Source organism: Pseudomonas sp. GW823-FHT03E05 (genome assembly GCF_058796855.1).
Window position 1 is genome coordinate 125,406 of record NZ_JBXAJB010000003.1, and the last position, 17,428, is coordinate 142,833.

Annotated in this window: 16 protein-coding genes; 6 read left to right on the top strand and 10 right to left on the bottom strand. The window is 65.0% G+C overall.

Annotation, left to right across the window (positions count from 1 at the left end; translation table 11 throughout):
• Together AC1RCO_RS13530 and AC1RCO_RS13535 are read right to left on the bottom strand one after the other, a co-directional pair.
• Positions 1–429, bottom strand: a complete 429-nt coding sequence (locus tag AC1RCO_RS13530) for a DUF350 domain-containing protein (protein ID WP_011063893.1) — start codon at positions 427–429, stop codon at positions 1–3.
• A 138-nt stretch (positions 430–567) separates the two neighbouring features.
• Positions 568–1,134: a DUF2780 domain-containing protein gene (locus AC1RCO_RS13535; protein WP_011063894.1), complete on the bottom strand. Its 567-nt coding sequence runs from the start codon at positions 1,132–1,134 to the stop codon at positions 568–570.
• A gap of 223 nt (positions 1,135–1,357) precedes the next feature.
• On the opposite strand from AC1RCO_RS13535, the gene AC1RCO_RS13540 reads away from it, so the two are divergent.
• From AC1RCO_RS13540 to AC1RCO_RS13550, 3 genes are all read left to right on the top strand, one after another.
• Positions 1,358–2,002: a sigma-70 family RNA polymerase sigma factor gene (locus AC1RCO_RS13540; RefSeq protein WP_015637290.1), complete on the top strand. Its 645-nt coding sequence runs from the start codon at positions 1,358–1,360 to the stop codon at positions 2,000–2,002.
• The gene (locus AC1RCO_RS13545; RefSeq protein WP_492617797.1) at positions 1,999–2,673 is read left to right on the top strand and encodes an anti-sigma factor; all 675 of its coding nucleotides are present in this window, start codon (positions 1,999–2,001) and stop codon (positions 2,671–2,673) included. The genes AC1RCO_RS13540 and AC1RCO_RS13545 overlap by 4 nt, the downstream gene beginning before the upstream one ends.
• A 157-nt stretch (positions 2,674–2,830) precedes the next feature.
• The gene (locus tag AC1RCO_RS13550) at positions 2,831–3,415 is read left to right on the top strand and encodes a hypothetical protein (RefSeq protein ID WP_072443634.1); all 585 of its coding nucleotides are present in this window, start codon (positions 2,831–2,833) and stop codon (positions 3,413–3,415) included.
• A 198-nt stretch (positions 3,416–3,613) separates the two neighbouring features.
• Here the strand turns inward: AC1RCO_RS13550 and fdhA are convergent, their stop codons facing one another.
• The 8 genes from fdhA to AC1RCO_RS13590 all read right to left on the bottom strand — a co-directional run bounded on the left by fdhA (position 3,614) and on the right by AC1RCO_RS13590 (position 13,594).
• The gene (gene fdhA / locus AC1RCO_RS13555; RefSeq protein ID WP_011063898.1) at positions 3,614–4,813 is read right to left on the bottom strand and encodes a formaldehyde dehydrogenase, glutathione-independent; all 1,200 of its coding nucleotides are present in this window, start codon (positions 4,811–4,813) and stop codon (positions 3,614–3,616) included.
• A 170-nt stretch (positions 4,814–4,983) separates the two neighbouring features.
• Complete coding sequence (gene purU / locus AC1RCO_RS13560; protein WP_258611255.1) at positions 4,984–5,841, bottom strand: formyltetrahydrofolate deformylase; 858 nt, start codon at positions 5,839–5,841, stop codon at positions 4,984–4,986.
• A gap of 156 nt (positions 5,842–5,997) precedes the next feature.
• Positions 5,998–6,630, bottom strand: coding sequence for a sarcosine oxidase subunit gamma (locus AC1RCO_RS13565; RefSeq protein WP_492617798.1), 633 nt, complete (start codon positions 6,628–6,630; stop codon positions 5,998–6,000).
• 53 nt (positions 6,631–6,683) lie between these two features.
• Entirely contained in the window at positions 6,684–9,701 is a 3,018-nt protein-coding gene (locus AC1RCO_RS13570) for a sarcosine oxidase subunit alpha (RefSeq protein ID WP_492617799.1), read from the bottom strand.
• Entirely contained in the window at positions 9,698–10,000 is a 303-nt protein-coding gene (locus tag AC1RCO_RS13575; protein ID WP_019094046.1) for a sarcosine oxidase subunit delta, read from the bottom strand. Before AC1RCO_RS13575 ends, AC1RCO_RS13570 begins: the two co-directional genes overlap by 4 nt.
• Positions 10,001–10,014: 14 nt before the next feature.
• Positions 10,015–11,265 carry a sarcosine oxidase subunit beta family protein gene (locus tag AC1RCO_RS13580; protein WP_016964291.1) on the bottom strand — a complete coding sequence of 417 codons (1,251 nt, stop codon included), beginning with the start codon at positions 11,263–11,265 and terminating at the stop codon, positions 10,015–10,017.
• A 23-nt stretch (positions 11,266–11,288) separates the two neighbouring features.
• Positions 11,289–12,542, bottom strand: a complete 1,254-nt coding sequence (locus AC1RCO_RS13585) for a serine hydroxymethyltransferase (RefSeq protein ID WP_125062331.1) — start codon at positions 12,540–12,542, stop codon at positions 11,289–11,291.
• Positions 12,543–12,853: 311 nt separating this feature from the next.
• Positions 12,854–13,594: a TraX family protein gene (locus tag AC1RCO_RS13590; protein ID WP_053160268.1), complete on the bottom strand. Its 741-nt coding sequence runs from the start codon at positions 13,592–13,594 to the stop codon at positions 12,854–12,856.
• A gap of 100 nt (positions 13,595–13,694) precedes the next feature.
• Between AC1RCO_RS13590 and AC1RCO_RS13595 the strand changes: the two genes are divergently transcribed.
• From AC1RCO_RS13595 to AC1RCO_RS13605, 3 genes are all read left to right on the top strand, one after another.
• Positions 13,695–14,735 carry a threonine aldolase family protein gene (locus tag AC1RCO_RS13595; protein WP_011063906.1) on the top strand — a complete coding sequence of 347 codons (1,041 nt, stop codon included), beginning with the start codon at positions 13,695–13,697 and terminating at the stop codon, positions 14,733–14,735.
• 381 nt (positions 14,736–15,116) lie between these two features.
• Complete coding sequence (locus tag AC1RCO_RS13600; RefSeq protein WP_492617800.1) at positions 15,117–16,562, top strand: purine-cytosine permease family protein; 1,446 nt, start codon at positions 15,117–15,119, stop codon at positions 16,560–16,562.
• Positions 16,559–17,386 carry a nitrilase-related carbon-nitrogen hydrolase gene (locus AC1RCO_RS13605; protein ID WP_283993969.1) on the top strand — a complete coding sequence of 276 codons (828 nt, stop codon included), beginning with the start codon at positions 16,559–16,561 and terminating at the stop codon, positions 17,384–17,386. Before AC1RCO_RS13600 ends, AC1RCO_RS13605 begins: the two co-directional genes overlap by 4 nt.
• Positions 17,387–17,428: the final 42 nt, after the last annotated feature.

Consider the following 17,428-nt stretch of genomic DNA (forward strand, 5'->3'; position numbering starts at 1 on the left):
TCAGACCGAAGGGGTCATGCAGGCCGCGTTCAGCAGGCCGACACCGACAGAAACCGATGCCACCAGGATGGCCGCCGCGTACTCCTGGCTGGCAATGCGCTGGGACAGGCCCTTGAGGATCAGGCTGACCACAAAGAACGCCAGCAGCTGCACCACCGCGGCGATGCCGGCCCAGAGCAGGAAGTCGATGATCGAGATTGAATGGGAAATAGCGCTGGCCACCGGAATGGCAAAACCCAGCAAGGCACCGGACAGGGCGATGGAAGCCGCGCTGTTGCCCTCGCGGATCAGGGCGAATTCGTTATAGGGGGTCAGGCGCGTATAGATGAACGCATAGAGGGCAAAGACCAGGGCCGCGCCCAGCATGTAGAGCATGAAACCGAGCACCGCATCGGCGGGCAGAGACATCTTCAGTGCATCCATGAACATCGCGTTCAAGCTTCCTTGGAAAACGGGGCGCGAGATATAGCACAGGCCCGATTCGGCGAAAACTCCGGGAAAGGTAAAGACCAGGATTGCAGGAAACTGGGAGGGCCCCGGCGCGCCAGGCGCCGGGGCCGGAGCGCGCTACTTGGCCACGCCCCAGATGCCGCTCAGGCTTTGCAGCAGGGAGCCGCCAACGCCCTGCTGGCCCAGGTACTGCAGGATCACCGGCGCAAACTGGCCGATCATGCCGCTGTCCATGCCCAGGGCGCCGAAGGCGTTGTTCAGGTCATTGGTGTCCTTGACGTCGCCCAGGGCGCTGTCCAGGCCCTTGGTCTGCCCGGACGACTGGCCCAGCAGGCCGCTCAGGGCACCCAGGCTGCCCAGGGCGTTGCTGCCCGAGAGCTTGTCCAGGCCCGGGACACTTTTGCTCAACTGGGAATAGTCGGTGCTGCTCAACTGGTTCTTCGCCAGGCCAAGCATGGCGCCCGTACCGCCGATGGCTTGCTGGGGAGTGACATTCAGTTGCGAACCCAGGGCTCCGAGCAGGCCGGCGGTCTGGGAAGTGGGGGCCGCGGCGGCAGCCTTGTCGCCGCCCTGCATGCCGGAAATGGCATTGGCCGCGTCGTTCAGGCTGAAACCGCCGGCCAGGGCCGAACCGGCTGCCAGGGTCATCAGGGTAGCCAAGGCGAAACCGCGTGGAATATTCATCGAAACAACCTCATGGGGCAGGAAACCACCCGTGTTCGGATGGCTGGAAAACAGCCTTTTGACTGAAGCATCGGGCGAATGTTCCGAAAGTGACGCAGCGGCGCCCGCACCCTGCGGATTTTAGTCGAGAATCACGCATCCACGGCTCGCCGCTCTGCGTATATGCAGCAACGACGACCGGCGCAGGCACATCGGCACCGGCCGTAGCAGGAGGTCGCAACCCGTGAATGGAACAACCGCCCACCCTGGACTACCCTCTGGCTGGATCGACCGTTGCCAGCCGTGGTCCATTCATTTGCCACCTGCCTGGAGAACCGCCATTTCCGCTCTCGACCCCGATCAACTGCGGCACTTGCTGGCCCAGTGCTCACTGGGCGATCGCCGCGCCTTCGAAACCCTGTACCGCAGCGTTGCCCCGTGCCTGAATGGGGTGGCCCTGCGCTTCATGGGCCGCCGCGACCTGGCCGAGGAGGTGCTGCAGGAAAGCTTCGTGCGCATCTGGAACAACGCCGTGCGCTACCAGCCGCACCTGTCCGCCCCCCTGACCTGGATGATCAACATCACCCGCAACCAGGCCATCGACCAACTGCGCAAGCACCGCGAGCGGCCCCTGGGCGAGGGGGAGCAGCAGCAACTGATGGACGACGCCCCCTCGGCCCACGAACAACTGGACAGCGCCCGCCAGGCCCGGGCCCTGAACCGCTGCCTGGAAAGCCTGGAGGGCATGCAACGCCAATCCATCACCGTGGCCTACTTCCAGGGCCTGTCCTGCTCGGAACTGGCCGAGCAACTGGCCGCGCCCCTGGGCTCGGTCAAGTCCTGGATCCGCCGCGGCATGGAACGCCTGCGCAGGTGCCTTGAATCATGAATTATCAAACCCCCGAACGGCGCCGCGCCCTCGCCGCCGACTACGCCATCGGCCTGATGCAGGGCGCCGCGCGCCGGCGCTTCGACATGCTCCTGCTGGACGACCCGGCCCTGCGCGAGGAACTGGCGCAGTGGCAGGAGAGCCTCGCCAGCCTGACCGCAGGCCTGCCCGAGCAGGAAGTGCCGGAGCATGTGTGGCAAGGCATCCAGGCGCGTATCCAGCCCCAGGTCCTGCACATGCCGCAGAAAAACCCGCTGTGGATGCGCCTGCGCCTGGCGATCGCCGCCTGCGCCGTGCTGGCCACCCTGTACATCGGCTTTATCCGGCAGGACGACCAAGTGCGCTACAGCGCCACCCTGCTCAGCGCCGACCAGCAACCGGCCTTGCAGATCAAGGCCCACGCCCAGTACCTGCAGGTGGAACCCCTGACCCTGGCCGCCATCGGCCTGGACCGCAGCCTGGAACTCTGGGCGATTCCTGCCGATGGCAAGCCTATTTCCCTGGGCGTGGTACCGGTGGGCGGCAAGGGCCGGATCAACCTGACCCAGGCCCAGCGCGACCTGCTGGGTACCCCGATCGCCCTGGCGGTGAGCCTGGAACCCCACGGCGGCTCGCCTACCGGGCAACCCACCGGGCCGGTGCTGTACCAGGGGCAATTGGCGGCGCTCTGACGGGAATCTTCGCCGGCAAGCCGGCTCCTGCAAGGCTTGTGTAGGAGCTGGCTTGCCAGCGAAGCCGCCAACGCTAAACTGCCCTGCCCACTCACCAGCAGGGTCTGCGCCAGCCCCGGGTTGCCGCGCAAGCCCCCCGCACCTTTCGGCACTTGCAGTGAAACGATCTCCAATCAGAACGGCCCTCTACAGCTGCATCGCCCTGGTCCTGGCCATCCCCCTCGTCATCTGGATCATCGGCCGCCCCATCGACGGCAACCGTTGCTCGGACGCAGCCCATGCCACCGGCCCCCTGACCGAGGTCATCAGCCAGTACTTCCAGGAGACCCACGGCGCCGACTGGCAAGAGGAGATCCACTCACTGATCATTCTCGAAGTCCCGGCGGCCCAGACCCTGGCTCGCCAGCCCCAGGCCCATTACTGCGAAGCCCTGGGCCTGCTGGAAAACCCGCAACGAGCGCCCACGGAAAAATTCCATACCGCCGTGCTGATGCTCTCGCTGCCCATCGGCTACTACCTGGATTTCATGGACCGCATTCACCAGTTGTATCAGCGCGGGCTCATCGACCAATCCGTCCTGAGCATGGTGCTTTTCCCAAGAGGCACGGCGCTCAACTACTGGTGGCTGCCCCAGTGGCGATCGCGTTTCCAGCGGGATGCGCCAGGCGTGTTTAGCGAGGCCGCCGCGCAGTACATCCTCAGTGGAGAACACTGGGTCGACTACCCGGGCAAGGGTTTCTGACTCGGTATCGGCAGTGCTCGACGCTTGATCGCCACGCAAGGTCCTGCGGACCTTTGCGCAGCCTCGCAAGCTCGACAGCGGCGACAGGGGGAGGGGGTTTAGCCACAGGGTACGAAGTGCTCGCGGCGGTCTCGGGCTTATGCCACAACACAAAAGGGCGACCCGTGGGTCGCCCTTTTTCTTCTATCGCCTCAAGTCTCAGGCAGCGCTGAACAGCTTGTGCGGGTCGATGACGAATTTCTTCGGCACGCCGGCGTCGAACTCGCCATAGCCGCGTGGGGCGTCGTCGAGGCTGATGACTTCAACCCCTACCACGTCGGCAATGTTGATGCGGTCCCACATGATGGCCTGCATCAGTTGGCGGTTGTACTTCATCACCGGGGTCTGGCCGGTGTGGAAGCTATGGGACTTGGCCCAGCCCAGGCCGAAGCGGATGCTCAGGCTGCCCATCTTCGCCGCGGCGTCCACGGCGCCCGGGTCTTCGGTGACGTACAGGCCGGGGATACCGATCTTGCCCGCCACCCGCACCACGCCCATCAGGGAGTTGAGCACGGTGGCCGGGGCTTCGTGCTGGGCACCCGCATGGCCGTGGCCCCGGGCTTCGAAGCCCACGGCGTCCACGGCGCAGTCCACTTCCGGCTCGCCCAGCAAATCGGCGATCTGCTCGTGCAGCGGGGTGTCCTTGGACAGGTCGGCAATTTCAAAACCCTGGGCCTTGGCGTGGGCCAGGCGTACCGGGTTGACGTCACCGACGATCACCACCGCGGCCCCCAGCAGGCGCGCCGAAGCAGCGGCCGCCAGGCCCACCGGACCGGCACCGGCCACGTAGACGGTGCTGCCAGGGCCGACACCGGCGGTGACGGCGCCGTGATAACCGGTGGGCAGGATGTCGGAAAGGCAGGTCAGGTCGCGGATCTTCTCCATGGCCTTGTCGCGGTTCGGCAGTTTCAGCAGGTTGAAGTCGGCGTAAGGCACCAGCACGTATTCGGCCTGGCCGCCGGTCCAGTCGCCCATGTCGACGTAGCCATAGGCACCGCCGGCGCGAGCCGGGTTGACGGTCAGGCAGACTCCGGTGTGCTGTTCCTTGCAGGAGCGACAGCGCCCGCACGCCACGTTGAAGGGCACCGAGACCAGGTCGCCGATCTTCAGGTTCTCGACGTCGCTGCCCTTCTCGATCACCTCGCCGGTGATTTCATGGCCCAGCACCAGGCCGACCTGGGCGGTGGTACGACCACGGACCATGTGCTGGTCCGAACCGCAGATGTTGGTGGAGACCACGCGCAGGATGACGCCGTGCTCAATCTTCCTGCCACGCGGGTCCTGCATTTTTGGATAGTCGATTTTCTGTACCTCGACCTTGCCGCTGCCCAGATACACGACACCACGATTACCAGACATGCTTTCACCTCGCTGTTGTTGTTATGGAACCGCGTAACCCAAAGGGGAAACACGTGGATTGCTCGGGTACAGATGCTGTTTCGTTTTCAAAATCGCTTTCGCGCGAACAGGCGCAACGCCTGTAGGAGCGAGCTTGCTCGCGAAGGGCTGCGCAGCAGCCCCGGGAATCATCAGAGCACCACCGTCCGGTTGCCGTTCAGGAACACCCGCCGCTCGATGTGATAACCCACCGCCCGGGCCAGGGTCAGGCCCTCGATATCCCGGCCCTTGGCGATCAGGTCCTCGGGGTAATAGCTGTGGTCCACCACCTCCACGCCTTGGGCGATGATCGGGCCTTCGTCCAGGTCGTTGTTGATGTAGTGCGCCGTGGCTCCCACCAGTTTCACCCCCTTGTTGTAGGCCTGGTGATAAGGCTTGGCGCCCTTGAAGCCCGGCAGCAGCGAGTGGTGGATGTTGATGGCCTTGCCATCGAGCTTGCGGCACAGCTCCGGCGACAGCACTTGCATGTAGCGGGCAAGGATCACCAGTTCGGCGCCGGAGTCCTCGATCACCTGCCACACCTGACGCTCCTGGGACGGCTTGTCGTTGGGGTCTAGGGGGAAGTGGTGGTAGGGAATCTGGTGCCAGTCGGCCAGGGGCTTGAGGTCCGGGTGGTTGGACACCACCGCCACCACGTCCATGGGCAACTGGCCGATGCGCTGGCGGTAGAGCAGGTCGTTGAGGCAGTGGTCGGCCTTGGAGACCATGATCACCACCTTCGGCCGGTAGTGCGGCGCGGTCAGTTCGAAGTTCATCTCGAAGGCCTTGGCCCGCTGTGCCAGGCCCTCGCGAAAGCCCTGTTCGTCGAGGCCGTCGGGCTGGCGAAACTCCACGCGAATGAAGAAGCGGCCCGAGAGCCGGTCATCGAAGGAGTGGTGCTCGGTGACGTAGCAGCCCTGCTCGAACAGAAAGCGGGTCACCGCGTCCACCGTGCCGAGCACGCTGGGGCAGTCGGCGGTGAGGATCCATGTGTCGGGGGCGCGGCTCATGCGGGATAACTCCTGTTCGTTAGGGCAACCGCAGCGCGGTCGGTTCTCTGTAGGAGCGAGCTTGCTCGCGAAAAATCCAAGGGCGCTGTGGTCTTCCGGAAAATCCATCCTTCGCGAGTTCGCGAGCCAGCTCGCTCCTACCAGGCCAAGCTGGGCTCAGGCCTGGACGCTCAGGCCATATTCGGCCGCGGCATCCTGCAGCCACATCCACCAGTAATCGGAAAAGCTGCGGCGCACCAGCAGCTCCCAGGTGTCTTCGCCGGTACGGCGGATCACCAGTTGCGACTTGGCGAACACCGTGCCCACAGCCTTGCCCACCGGGAAGTTGTTGGGGTGCACGTCGTAGCTGGTGGACTTCATCAGCACCTGGCGCACGTTGGGCCCGGACAATTCGAGAATCTGCTGGCCGCCGCTGACGTTGACGATCTGGATATGCAGGTCGCCCAGGGCGGCCCGCAGGTTCTGCTCGGCGGCGAACTCTTCGCCGCTGGGCACGATCAGCAGCCACTCATCCGGGCCCAGCCATTGCAGGCTGGTCTCGCCCTTGACCACTACGCTCAGGGCGCCCGGCAGTTCGATGCCCAGGGCCTTGTGCACGCCGGCGGCGAAGGCCGGATCGTGGCCGTCGCCACGGATCGTCAGGTGGCCGAGGAGTTTTTTCTCGCGCAGGGTCACCCCGGCGTTCTTGCGGCCCTTGCCCACCAGGCTCGGCAGGTCGGCGTGGTGCAACGACGACTCGACCTTGGCCCCGGTGGTGGGGCGCTGTTGGTAAACGTTGACTGCGGTCATAGAGCACCTGTCCTGAATTCTGTTGATAACACCCTGTAGGAGCGTGTTGTGCCTTAGATGTTCTGGCGGTCGCCTTTGGGGTCGAAGAACACCGAGGAAACGATTTCCGCCTCGATCACCCGGCCATCGGCCAGCGGTGCGAAGACCCGCTCGCCCAGGCGCTTGAGCCCCCCCTTGACCACACCCAGGGCGAAGGAATAACCCAGGGAGTTGTGGGCATAGCTGGAGGTCACGTGGCCCACCATGCTCATCGGGATCGCCTGCTTGGGGTTGAACACCAGTTGCGCACCTTCCGGCAGCCACTGGGTCGGGTCGATCGGCTTGAGGCCCACCAGTTGCTTGCGCTGCTCGCGCACGCAGTCTTCACGGTTCATGCCGCGCCAGCCGATCCAGGAGAATGGCTTGGTCCGGCCCACGCACCAGCCCATGTTCAGGTCGTCCGGGGTCATGGAACCGTCGGTGTCCTGGCCGACGATGATGAAGCCCTTCTCGGCCCGCAGCACGTGCATGGTCTCGGTGCCATAGGGGGTCAGGTTGTACTTCTTGCCGGCCTCGACGATCTGCTCCAGCACGCCCATGGCGTAGTCGGCCTGGACGTTGACCTCGTAGGACAGCTCGCCGGTGAACGAGATACGGAACACCCGCGCCGGTACGCCACCCACCAGGCCTTCCTTCCAGGTCATGAACGGGAAGCCGTCCTTGTCCAGGTCGATGTCGGTGACTTCGCTCAGCAGCTTGCGGCTGTTGGGCCCGGACAGGGTCATGGTGGCCCAGTGGTCGGTGACCGAGGTGAAGTACACCTTGAGGTCCGGCCATTCGGTCTGCTGGTAGATCTCCAGCCACTGCAGCACGCGGGCCGCGCCGCCGGTGGTGGTGGTCATCAGGAAGTGGTTGTCGGCCAGACAGGCGGTGACGCCGTCGTCGAAGACCATGCCGTCTTCCTTGCACATCAGGCCGTAGCGGGCCTTGCCCACGTCGAGCTTGGTCCAGGCGTTGGTGTAGATGCGGTTGAGGAACTCCCGGGCATCGGGGCCCTGGATGTCGATCTTGCCCAGGGTCGAGGCGTCCAGCAGGCCGACGCTGTCGCGCACGGCCTGGCATTCACGCTTGACCGCGGCATGCAGGTCTTCGCCGTTTTTCGGGAAGTACCAGGGGCGTTTCCACTGGCCGACGTCTTCGAACTCGGCGCCATTCTTCACATGCCAGGCATGCAGCGCGGTGAAGCGCACCGGCTCGAAGATGTGCCCGCAGTGCCGGCCAGCCACGGCGCCGAAGGTGATCGGCGTGTAGTTCGGACGGAACATGGTGGTGCCCATCTGCGGAATGCTGACGTTCAGCGAACGGGCGGCAATGGCCAGGCCGTTGACGTTGCCCAGCTTGCCCTGGTCGGTGCCGAAGCCCAGGGCGGTGTAGCGCTTGACGTGTTCCACCGACTCGAAGCCCTCGCGGGTCGCCAGTTCGATGGCGGCCGCAGTGACGTCGTTCTGCAGGTCGACGAATTGCTTCGGCGCACGCGCCGTGCCTTTTTCGTGGGGCACCTGGAACAGCGCCAGGGTCGGTTCTTCAAGACGGGCCAGGGCCTTGGGCAGAACGCCCTCAACGGCCTGGAAACCGGCTTCGCTGGCGGCGCGCACACCGCCGTCGAAACCGTCGGCCAGGGTATCGCCGAGGCTGTAGACGCCGTTGATGCCACCGACGCACACACGTTTCTGCGGCGCTTCACCGGGCACGAAACCGAGGATGTCTTCGCGCCACACCGGCTTGCCGCCCAAGTGCGAGGCCAGGTGCACCACCGGGCTGTAGCCGCCGGAGCTGGCGATCAGGTCGCAGTCGAGCCATTCGCCGGGGCTGGTGACCTTGTGTGCCTTGACGTCGATGGCCGCTACACGCGCGCCGGTCACATGCTTGCTGCCACGGGCCTCGATCACCGCGCTGGAGGTGAGGATGCGAATGCCCTTGGCCCGGGCTTCTTCCACCAGGGCGCCGCGCGGGTTGTGCCGCGCATCGGCGATGGCCACCACTTGCAGGCTGGCGTCGAGCCAGTCCAGGGCCACACGGTAGGCGTGGTCGTTATTGGTGGACAGCACCAGTTTCTTGCCCGGGGCCACGCCGTAGCGGCGCACATAGGTGGAGACCGCGCCAGCCAGCATGTTGCCCGGCACGTCGTTGTTGCCGTAGACCAGCGGCCGCTCGTGGGCGCCGGTGGCCAGCACCACGCGCTTGGCGCGGACCCGATGGATGCGCTGGCGTACCTGGCCGATGGGCGCGCGGTCGCCGAGGTGATCGGTGAGGCGCTCGTGAATGGTCAGGAAGTTGTGGTCGTGGTAGCCGTTGACCGTGGCCCGCGGCAGCAGCAACACATCCGGCAGCGACTGGAGTTCGGCAACCACACTGGCCACCCACTCCGCCGCCGGCTTGCCGTCCAGGCTCTCGCGGCTGTCCAGCAGGGTACCGCCGAACTCTTCCTGCTCGTCGGCGAGGATCACCCGGGCGCCACTGCGGGCCGCTGCCAGGGCGGCGGCAAGGCCCGCGGGGCCGGCGCCGACGATCAGCACGTCGCAGTGCTGGTTCATGTTGTCGTAGGTGTCCGGATCGTTCTCGGTGGGCGAGCGGCCGAGGCCCGCCGCCTTGCGGATGTACTTCTCGTAGGTCATCCAGAACGATTGCGGGTACATGAAGGTTTTGTAGTAGAAGCCCGGCGGCATCAGCTTGCCGCCGACCTTGCCGAGGATTCCCATCATGTCGTTGTTGACGCTGGGCCAGCCGTTGGTGCTGGTGGCCACCAGGCCCTGGTACAGCGCCTGTTGGGTGGCACGCACGTTGGGGATCTGGGTAGCTTCGGTAGCGCCGATCTGCAGCACCGCGTTGGGCTCCTCGCAGCCTGCGGCGAAGATGCCCCGGGGCCGAGAGTACTTGAAGCTGCGACCGATGATGTCCACGCCGTTGGCCAACAGGGCCGAGGCCAGGGTGTCGCCCTCAAAGCCTTTGTAGCTCTGGCCGTTGAAGGTGAAAGTGAGGACTTTGTTGCGGTCGATGCGTCCGCCGTTGGACAGGCGATTGGTCTGGCTCATACCTTCTCTCCAGCAGCCTTGGCGGTGAACTGCGGCTTGGTGCCAATCTTGTAGGTTTCAAGAATTTCGTAGGTCACGGTGTCGCGGGTGGCGTTGAAGTACTGGCGGCAACCGGCGGCGTGAATCCACAGCTCGTGGTGCAGGCCGCGAGGGTTATCGCGAAAGAACATGTAGTCGCCCCACTCCTCGTCGGTGCAGGTGTTGGGGTCCAGGGGCCGGGGAATGTGCGCCTGGCCGGACGAATGGAATTCCTCTTCGGAGCGCAGCTCGCCGCAGTGAGGACAGAAGATATGCAACATAGGGAGTTGTCCTTTTAGTGGGCGACCGCAGCAGCGCCGTGTTCGTCGATCAGCGCACCGTTGTGGAAACGGTCGATGGAGAAAGGGGCGGCCAATGGATGCATCTCGCCCTTGGCGAGGCTCGCGGCAAACACGTTGCCCGAGCCCGGGGTGGCCTTGAAGCCACCAGTGCCCCAACCGCAGTTGAAGAACATGTTCGGCACCGGGGTCTTGGAAATGATCGGACAGGCGTCCGGGCTGGTGTCGACGATGCCGCCCCACTGACGGTTCATGCGCACTCGGGAGAGGACCGGGAACATCTCGACGATGGCCTGGATGGTGTGCTCGATCACCGGGTAGGAGCCGCGCTGGCCGTAGCCGACCCAGCCGTCGATACCGGCACCGATCACCAGATCGCCCTTGTCCGACTGGCTGATATAGCCGTGCACCGCGTTGGACATGATCACGCTGTCGATGATCGGCTTGATCGGCTCCGACACCAGCGCCTGCAGCGGGTGGGATTCGATCGGCAGGCGGAAGCCCGCGAGCTTGGCCATGTGCCCGGAGTTGCCGGCGGTGACCACCCCGACGCGCTTGGCACCGATAAAGCCCTTGTTGGTCTCGACGCCGATGCACACGCCGTTTTCCTTGCGAAAACCAATGACTTCGGTCTGCTGGATCAGGTCCACGCCCAGGGCGTCGGCGGCGCGGGCAAAGCCCCAGGCCACGGCGTCGTGACGGGCCACGCCGCCGCGGCGCTGGACCGTGGCGCCGAGGATCGGATAACGGGTGTTTTTCGAGCAATCCAGGTAAGGAATCTCGTCCGCCACCTGCTGGGTGTTGAGCAACTCGCCATCGATGCCGTTGAGGCGGTTGGCGCTGACCCGACGCTCGGAATCACGGATGTCTTGCAGGGTGTGGCACAGGTTGTAGACCCCGCGCTGGGAGAACATCACGTTGTAGTTGAGGTCCTGGGACAGGCCTTCCCACAGTTTCATGGCGTGCTCGTAGAGCTGCGCCGACTCGTCCCACAGGTAGTTGGAACGCACGATGGTGGTGTTGCGCGCGGTGTTGCCGCCGCCCAGCCAGCCTTTTTCCACCACCGCGACATTGGTGATGCCGTGCTCCTTGGCCAGGTAGTAGGCAGTGGCCAGGCCATGCCCGCCACCGCCGACGATGACCACGTCATAGACCTTCTTCGGGGTCGGCGTGCGCCACATCCGCTGCCAGTTTTCATGGTGGCTGAGAGAGTGCTTGAAGAGGCCGAAGCCCGAATAGCGTTGCATAGTCATTGCTCCAGTTGCGGCTCTCAGCGGTAAACCGGGAAATCAGCGCACAGGGTCGCCACCTGGCGAGCGACATTGGCCTCGACATCGGCATCGCCGAGGTGGTCGAGGATGTCGCAGATCCAGCCCGCCAGTTCGGTGCACTGGGTGACCTTGAATCCGCGGGTGGTGACCGCCGGGGTGCCGATGCGCAGGCCGGAAGTCACAAACGGCGACTGCGGGTCGTTGGGCACGGCGTTCTTGTTCACGGTGATGTGGGCACGGCCCAGAGCGGCATCGGCATCCTTGCCGGTCAGGCCCTGGCGAATCAGGCTGACCAGGAACAGGTGGTTGTCGGTGCCGCCGGACACTACATCGTAGCCGCGCTTGATAAACACGCCGGCCATGGCCTGGGCGTTGTCGATCACTTGCTGCTGATAAGCCTTGAAACCGGGCTCCAGCGCTTCCTTGAAGCACACCGCCTTGGCCGCAATCACATGCATCAGCGGACCGCCCTGGGCGCCGGGGAATACCGCGGCGTTGAGTTTCTTCTCGATCTCTTCGTTGGCCTTGGCCAGGATCAGCCCGCCACGGGGACCGCGCAGGGTCTTGTGGGTGGTGGTAGTGACCACGTCGGCATAGGGCAGCGGGTTGGGATACAGACCGGCGGCCACCAGCCCGGCGACGTGGGCCATGTCGACGAACAGCAGCGCCCCGACCTTGTCGGCGATCTGCCGGAAGCGCGGGAAGTCCAGGGTCTTGGAGTAGGCCGAGAAGCCGGCGACGATCATCTTCGGCTTGTGTTCCACGGCCAGGCGCTCGACTTCGTCGTAGTCGATCAACCCGGTGCGGGTGTCGATGCCGTACTGCACCGCGTTGTACAGCTTGCCCGAGGACGACACCTTGGCCCCGTGGGTCAGGTGGCCGCCATGGGCCAGGCTCATGCCGAGGATGGTATCGCCGGCCTGCAGCAGGGCCAGGTACACCTCGCTGTTGGCCGAAGAACCGGAGTGCGGCTGGACGTTGGCGTAGTCGGCACCGAACAGTTGCTTGGCGCGCTCGATGGCCAGGGCCTCGACCTTGTCCACGTGCTCGCAGCCACCGTAGTAGCGCTTGCCCGGATAGCCTTCGGCGTACTTGTTGGTCAGCCCGCTGCCTTGCGCCTGCATCACCCGCTTGCTGGTGTAGTTTTCCGACGCGATCAGCTCGATGTGATCTTCCTGGCGTTGTTCCTCGGCATTGATGGCCGCCAGCAGTGCATCGTCGTAACCCTGGATCTGGTCTTGCTTGCTGAACATCACGTCTCTCCCAGCGGCGGCGGTGCGCCTTTCGTCTCGGTGAGGCGAGCCTTACAGCTACGCCCTTTGGATGCGATGGTATGACCGGGAAGGGGAACTCAAATGCCTATGGACGCCACGCAAAGGTGCGTTTACGACATGCCCTGGCGTGCGGAGATAAATGCCTGCCCGCACCACCCGCCAACGGCTCTGGATCGGGCCTGTCCTTCCCCGCAACGCAACGCTCTCTGCCGTAGGAGCCGGCTTGCCAGCGAAGAGGCCCGCAAGCCGGGCGCAAATCCTCAGGGGCGCCTTCGCCGGCAAGCCGGCTCCTACAGGGCTGCGCGCAGGGCCAGCAGCAGGAGAAAGTGCGCCGGGTACAGCAGGTAGGCCCAGCGGCGCATGGCCGGCACCGACCTGCCACGCAGCCCCCGCAGCAGCATCAGCCCCAGCCACGGCGCCAGCAGACAAGCGGCAATACCGCAGGTCGCCACCTGATTGCCCAGGCGCGCCGCCGGGAACAAGGTTTCCCATTGATTGGCCGCCAGGCACAGCGCCCCAGGCAGCAGGCTGAAATACCAGGGCCGGCGCAACACCAGTACCAGGGCCAGCGGCAGCAACACCCCGAAGGCGCCGAACATCAGCCGCTCGCTGAAAACCACCGCCAGCAGCAAGGCCAGCAGGCCAAGCCCCAGGTCCAGGCCTCTGCGCCGCTGCCAGCCGCGAGCCACCAGCAGGCCCAGGGCCAGGGTGGGCAACACATTCAAGGTATCGGGGTCGGGAATGAACAGGCGATAGGGAATCTCGCTCAGCAGGCTGAACAGCAGCAACCAGCCCAGGTAGCGCCATGGGCCGGGCCGGCGGTCGATTTCATCCCTGGCCCGGGTCAGGTTCACCGCCATGGCCAGGCAGAACCAGGGAAACGCCAGGCGCCCGGGTACGTAAAGCCAGTCCAGGCTCAGGCCCACATAACGCAGGTGATCGAGGACCATGCTCAGCAGCGCCAGCCATTTCAGCGCATCCAGCGCCCCGTCGCGCCGGGCAGTGTCGGGTTTCAGCATCGCGTCACGCATAAATCCTTATGGGCCATGCATTATTCCGGCATAAACAGAGCGTGTGCTGGGCCATTATTCTTGGTTAAAGTGCGCACCATCATCGACCACGGAGCCGGCCATGACCGACAAGAGCCAACAATTCGCCAGCGACAACTACTCCGGCATCTGCCCCGAAGCCTGGGCCGCCATGGAGCAGGCCAACCACGGCCACGAGCGCGCTTACGGCGACGACCAGTGGACCGCTCGCGCCTCGGATCATTTCCGCAAACTGTTCGAAACCGATTGCGAAGTGTTCTTCGCCTTCAACGGCACCGCCGCCAACTCCCTGGCCCTGTCGTCGCTGTGCCAGAGTTACCACAGCGTGATCTGCTCGGAAACCGCCCACGTCGAAACCGACGAGTGCGGCGCCCCGGAGTTCTTCTCCAACGGCTCCAAGCTGCTGATCGCCGGCACCCAGAACGGCAAGCTGACCCCGGAATCGATCCGCGAGATCGCCCTCAAGCGCCAGGACATCCACTATCCCAAGCCGCGGGTGGTAACCCTGACCCAGGCCACCGAGGTGGGCAGTGTCTACACCCCGGAAGAAGTTCGCGCCATCAGTGCCACCTGCAAGGAACTGGGGCTGAACCTGCACATGGACGGCGCGCGCTTCTCCAACGCCTGCGCCTTCCTCGGCTGTACCCCGGCGGAGCTGACCTGGAAGGCCGGCGTGGACGTGCTGTGCTTTGGCGGCACGAAAAACGGCATGGCGGTGGGTGAAGCGATCCTGTTCTTCAACCACAAGCTGGCGGAAGACTTCGACTACCGCTGCAAGCAGGCTGGCCAGCTGGCCTCGAAAATGCGCTTTCTCTCCGCGCCCTGGGTCGGCCTCCTGGAAAACGACGCCTGGCTCAAGCACGCCCGCCACGCCAACCACTGCGCGCAGCTGCTGGCCCAACTGGTGGCCGACATCCCTGGCGTGGAACTGATGTTCCCGGTGCAGGCCAACGGCGTGTTCCTGCAACTTTCGGAACCGGCCATTGCCGCACTGACGGCCAAGGGCTGGCGCTTCTATACCTTCATCGGCAAGGGTGGCGCGCGCTTCATGTGCTCCTGGGACACCGAGGAAGACCGCGTGCGCGAACTGGCAGCCGACATCCGCACCGTCATGAGCGCCTGACCCACCACCCCCGCCTGTAGGAGCTGGCTTGCCAGCGAAGAGGCCCGCAACCCGGGCGCCGCGCTCATGGACGCCTTCGCCGGCAAGCCGGCTCCTGCAATGGCCAGCGCACCTCCCACCCCGTAGGAGCTGGCTTGCCAGCGAACAGGCCCGCAACCCGGGCGCAGCTCTCACCGACGCCTTCGCCGGCAACCCGGCTCCTACAATGGCCAGCGCACCTCCCACCCCGTAGGAGCCGGCTTGCCAGCGAAGAGGCCCGTCAAGCACGCCCCCTTCATCAGTTCACAAATTCCTGAACTGATTATTTGCCCCCACTGATTCAACAACCGCAGCGTTTGTCCGAGACTCCGGGGTCGACCTATAAAAATAAGGCTGTACCCCATGACGACTTCTTCTTGCGTCACCGAGAACGCCCAGCCTCCCGGCCTGAAGATCGAAACCCGCTCCATCGACTACGTGCCGCGCAACGAGCGCCACGGCAAGGTCTGGCACCAGGGCCCCTTCTGGTTCACCGGCAACTTCGTGCTCACCACCATGGTCACCGGTTTCACCGGCGCAGCCCTGGGCCTTGCCCTGCAATACGCCATCCTGGCGATCGTCATCGGCGTCTGCCTGGGTACCTTCTGCATGGCCTTCCACGCCAACCAGGGCCCGCGCATGGGGCTGCCGCAGATGATCCAGTCCCGCGCCCAGTTCGGCCTGCGCGGCGCCATCGTGCCGTTCACCGCCGTGGTGTTCGTCTACATCGGCTTCAACGTGTTCAACGTGATTCTCGCCACCGATGCCATCAACACCGTGATTCCCGGCGCCCGGGCGCCCTGGTACACCCTGATGATCGCCGTGGCGGTGCTGATCGCGGTGATCGGCCATGACCTGCTGCACACCGTGCAGCGCTGGCTGACCTACGTGATGATCAGCGTGTTCGCGGTGCTCACCGTCAGTGCCCTGCTGACCCTGCAGGCCGACTCGGCCCTGGCCGACCCGCAGTTCTCCTGGTCGGCGTTCCTGATCCAGCTGTCGGCCGCCGCCGGCTACCAGATCAGCTATTCGGTGTACGTCTCCGACTACTCACGCTACCTGCCGCACAAGACGCCGTCGCGCCAGGTGATCTTCTGGACCTACCTGGGCGCCGCCGGTTCGGCCCTGTGGCTGATGTCCCTGGGGGCGTTCCTGGCCTCGGCCCTGCCCTCCCCCGATGCCATCGCCAGCGTGCGCGAAGTGGGCAACCGGGTGATCCCCGGCTTCGGCACCTTCACCGTGCTGATCGCAGTGCCGGCGCTGGTGGGCATCATGGCGGTCAACTGCTACGGCGCCATGCTCACCGGCATCAGCGCCATCGACGGCTTCAAGTCGATCAAGCCCAACCTCAAGAGCCGGGTCTGCGGAATCGTGCTGGTGGCGGTGGTGATCTTTCTCATCGCCATGAACATTCCCGAGAGCTACCTGGGCAGCTTCAACACTTTCGTGCTGCTGATGCTGTATTTCCTGGTGCCCTGGACCGCAGTCAACCTGGCGGACTTCTACCTGGTGCGCAAAGGTCGCTATGCCATCAGCGACATCTTCAATCACGCCGGGATCTATGGCCGCTGGTCCAGCGCCGGGCTGCTGGCGTATTTCCTCGGCCTGCTGGCGATGGTGCCGTTCATGTCCCTGAGTTTCTTCCAGGGCCCGCTGTCCCAGGCCCTGGGCGGCGCCGACATTGCCTTCGTGGTTGGCCTTGCCGTGGCTGCGCTGGTCTACTGGGCGCTGACCCGCAACCTGGACCTGGACGCGGAGCGCCTGGCCATCCAGGCCAGCGAACAGCAACTGGAAGGAGGCGCGCAATGATTCCTCAGGCATCCCTCAAGGTGGCCTGCCAGCAAGTGGCCCCGCGCATCGGCGACCTTAAGTACAACCTCGCCCTGGGCGCCGAGGCGATACGCCAGGCCGCCGCCCGCGGCGCCCAGGTGGTGGTGCTGCCGGAACTGGTGCAGAGCGGCTATGTGTTCAGCGACCGCAATGAAGCCCTGGCACTCTCGGAAAGCCTCGACGGGCCGACCCTGAGCCTGTGGAAAACCCTGGCCGAAGAGCTGCAGGTGGTGATCGTCGGCGGCTTCTGCGAGCGCCTGGACCAGGAGCGCGTGGCCAACAGCGCGGCGCTGGTCGAACCCGAAGGCAGGCTGACGCTGTACCGCAAGGCCCACCTGTGGGATCGGGAAAACCTGATCTTCACCCCAGGCGACGAACCGCCGCCGGTGGTGGCGACCCGCTTCGGGCCGATCGCCATGATGATCTGCTACGACCTGGAGTTTCCCGAGTGGGTGCGCCTGCCAGCCCTGGCCGGCGCGGCCCTGCTGTGCGCCCCGGTGAACTGGCCGGATGGCCCGCGCCCGCTGGGCGAGCGGCCGGCGGAGATGGTCCGGGTGCAGGCCAATGCGGCGGTCAACCGGATGTTCATCGCCGCCTGCGACCGCTGCGGCGAGGAACGTGGAGTGAACTGGGTGGGCGGCTCGACCCTTGTCGATGCCGACGGTTATCCACTGGCGGGCAGGGATCGGGAAAGCGCCGAGCAGTTGCTGTTGGCGGAGCTGGACCTGACCCAGGCCTGGCACAAGTCCATCAGTGAACATAACCATGTGCACCTGGATCGGCGCCCGGCGTTGTATCAGTAACCGAAGGATCAGCTTGCACCTGTTCGCTGGCAAGCCGGCTCC

What these genes read in the sequence shown, in the direction of transcription:
- AC1RCO_RS13535 (WP_011063894.1), bottom strand. Translation starts at nt 1,134, where the DNA reads ATGAATATTCCACGCGGTTTCGCCTTGGCTACCCTGATGACCCTGGCA.
- AC1RCO_RS13595 (WP_011063906.1), top strand. Translation starts at nt 13,695, where the DNA reads ATGACCGACAAGAGCCAACAATTCGCCAGCGACAACTACTCCGGCATC.
- AC1RCO_RS13575 (WP_019094046.1), bottom strand. Translation starts at nt 10,000, where the DNA reads ATGTTGCATATCTTCTGTCCTCACTGCGGCGAGCTGCGCTCCGAAGAG.
- AC1RCO_RS13585 (WP_125062331.1), bottom strand. Translation starts at nt 12,542, where the DNA reads ATGTTCAGCAAGCAAGACCAGATCCAGGGTTACGACGATGCACTGCTG.
- AC1RCO_RS13565 (WP_492617798.1), bottom strand. Translation starts at nt 6,630, where the DNA reads ATGACCGCAGTCAACGTTTACCAACAGCGCCCCACCACCGGGGCCAAG.
- AC1RCO_RS13605 (WP_283993969.1), top strand. Translation starts at nt 16,559, where the DNA reads ATGATTCCTCAGGCATCCCTCAAGGTGGCCTGCCAGCAAGTGGCCCCG.
- purU (WP_258611255.1), bottom strand. Translation starts at nt 5,841, where the DNA reads ATGAGCCGCGCCCCCGACACATGGATCCTCACCGCCGACTGCCCCAGC.
- AC1RCO_RS13590 (WP_053160268.1), bottom strand. Translation starts at nt 13,594, where the DNA reads ATGCGTGACGCGATGCTGAAACCCGACACTGCCCGGCGCGACGGGGCG.
- AC1RCO_RS13530 (WP_011063893.1), bottom strand. Translation starts at nt 429, where the DNA reads ATGTTCATGGATGCACTGAAGATGTCTCTGCCCGCCGATGCGGTGCTC.
- AC1RCO_RS13600 (WP_492617800.1), top strand. Translation starts at nt 15,117, where the DNA reads ATGACGACTTCTTCTTGCGTCACCGAGAACGCCCAGCCTCCCGGCCTG.
- fdhA (WP_011063898.1), bottom strand. Translation starts at nt 4,813, where the DNA reads ATGTCTGGTAATCGTGGTGTCGTGTATCTGGGCAGCGGCAAGGTCGAG.
- AC1RCO_RS13545 (WP_492617797.1), top strand. Translation starts at nt 1,999, where the DNA reads ATGAATTATCAAACCCCCGAACGGCGCCGCGCCCTCGCCGCCGACTAC.
- AC1RCO_RS13570 (WP_492617799.1), bottom strand. Translation starts at nt 9,701, where the DNA reads ATGAGCCAGACCAATCGCCTGTCCAACGGCGGACGCATCGACCGCAAC.
- AC1RCO_RS13580 (WP_016964291.1), bottom strand. Translation starts at nt 11,265, where the DNA reads ATGCAACGCTATTCGGGCTTCGGCCTCTTCAAGCACTCTCTCAGCCAC.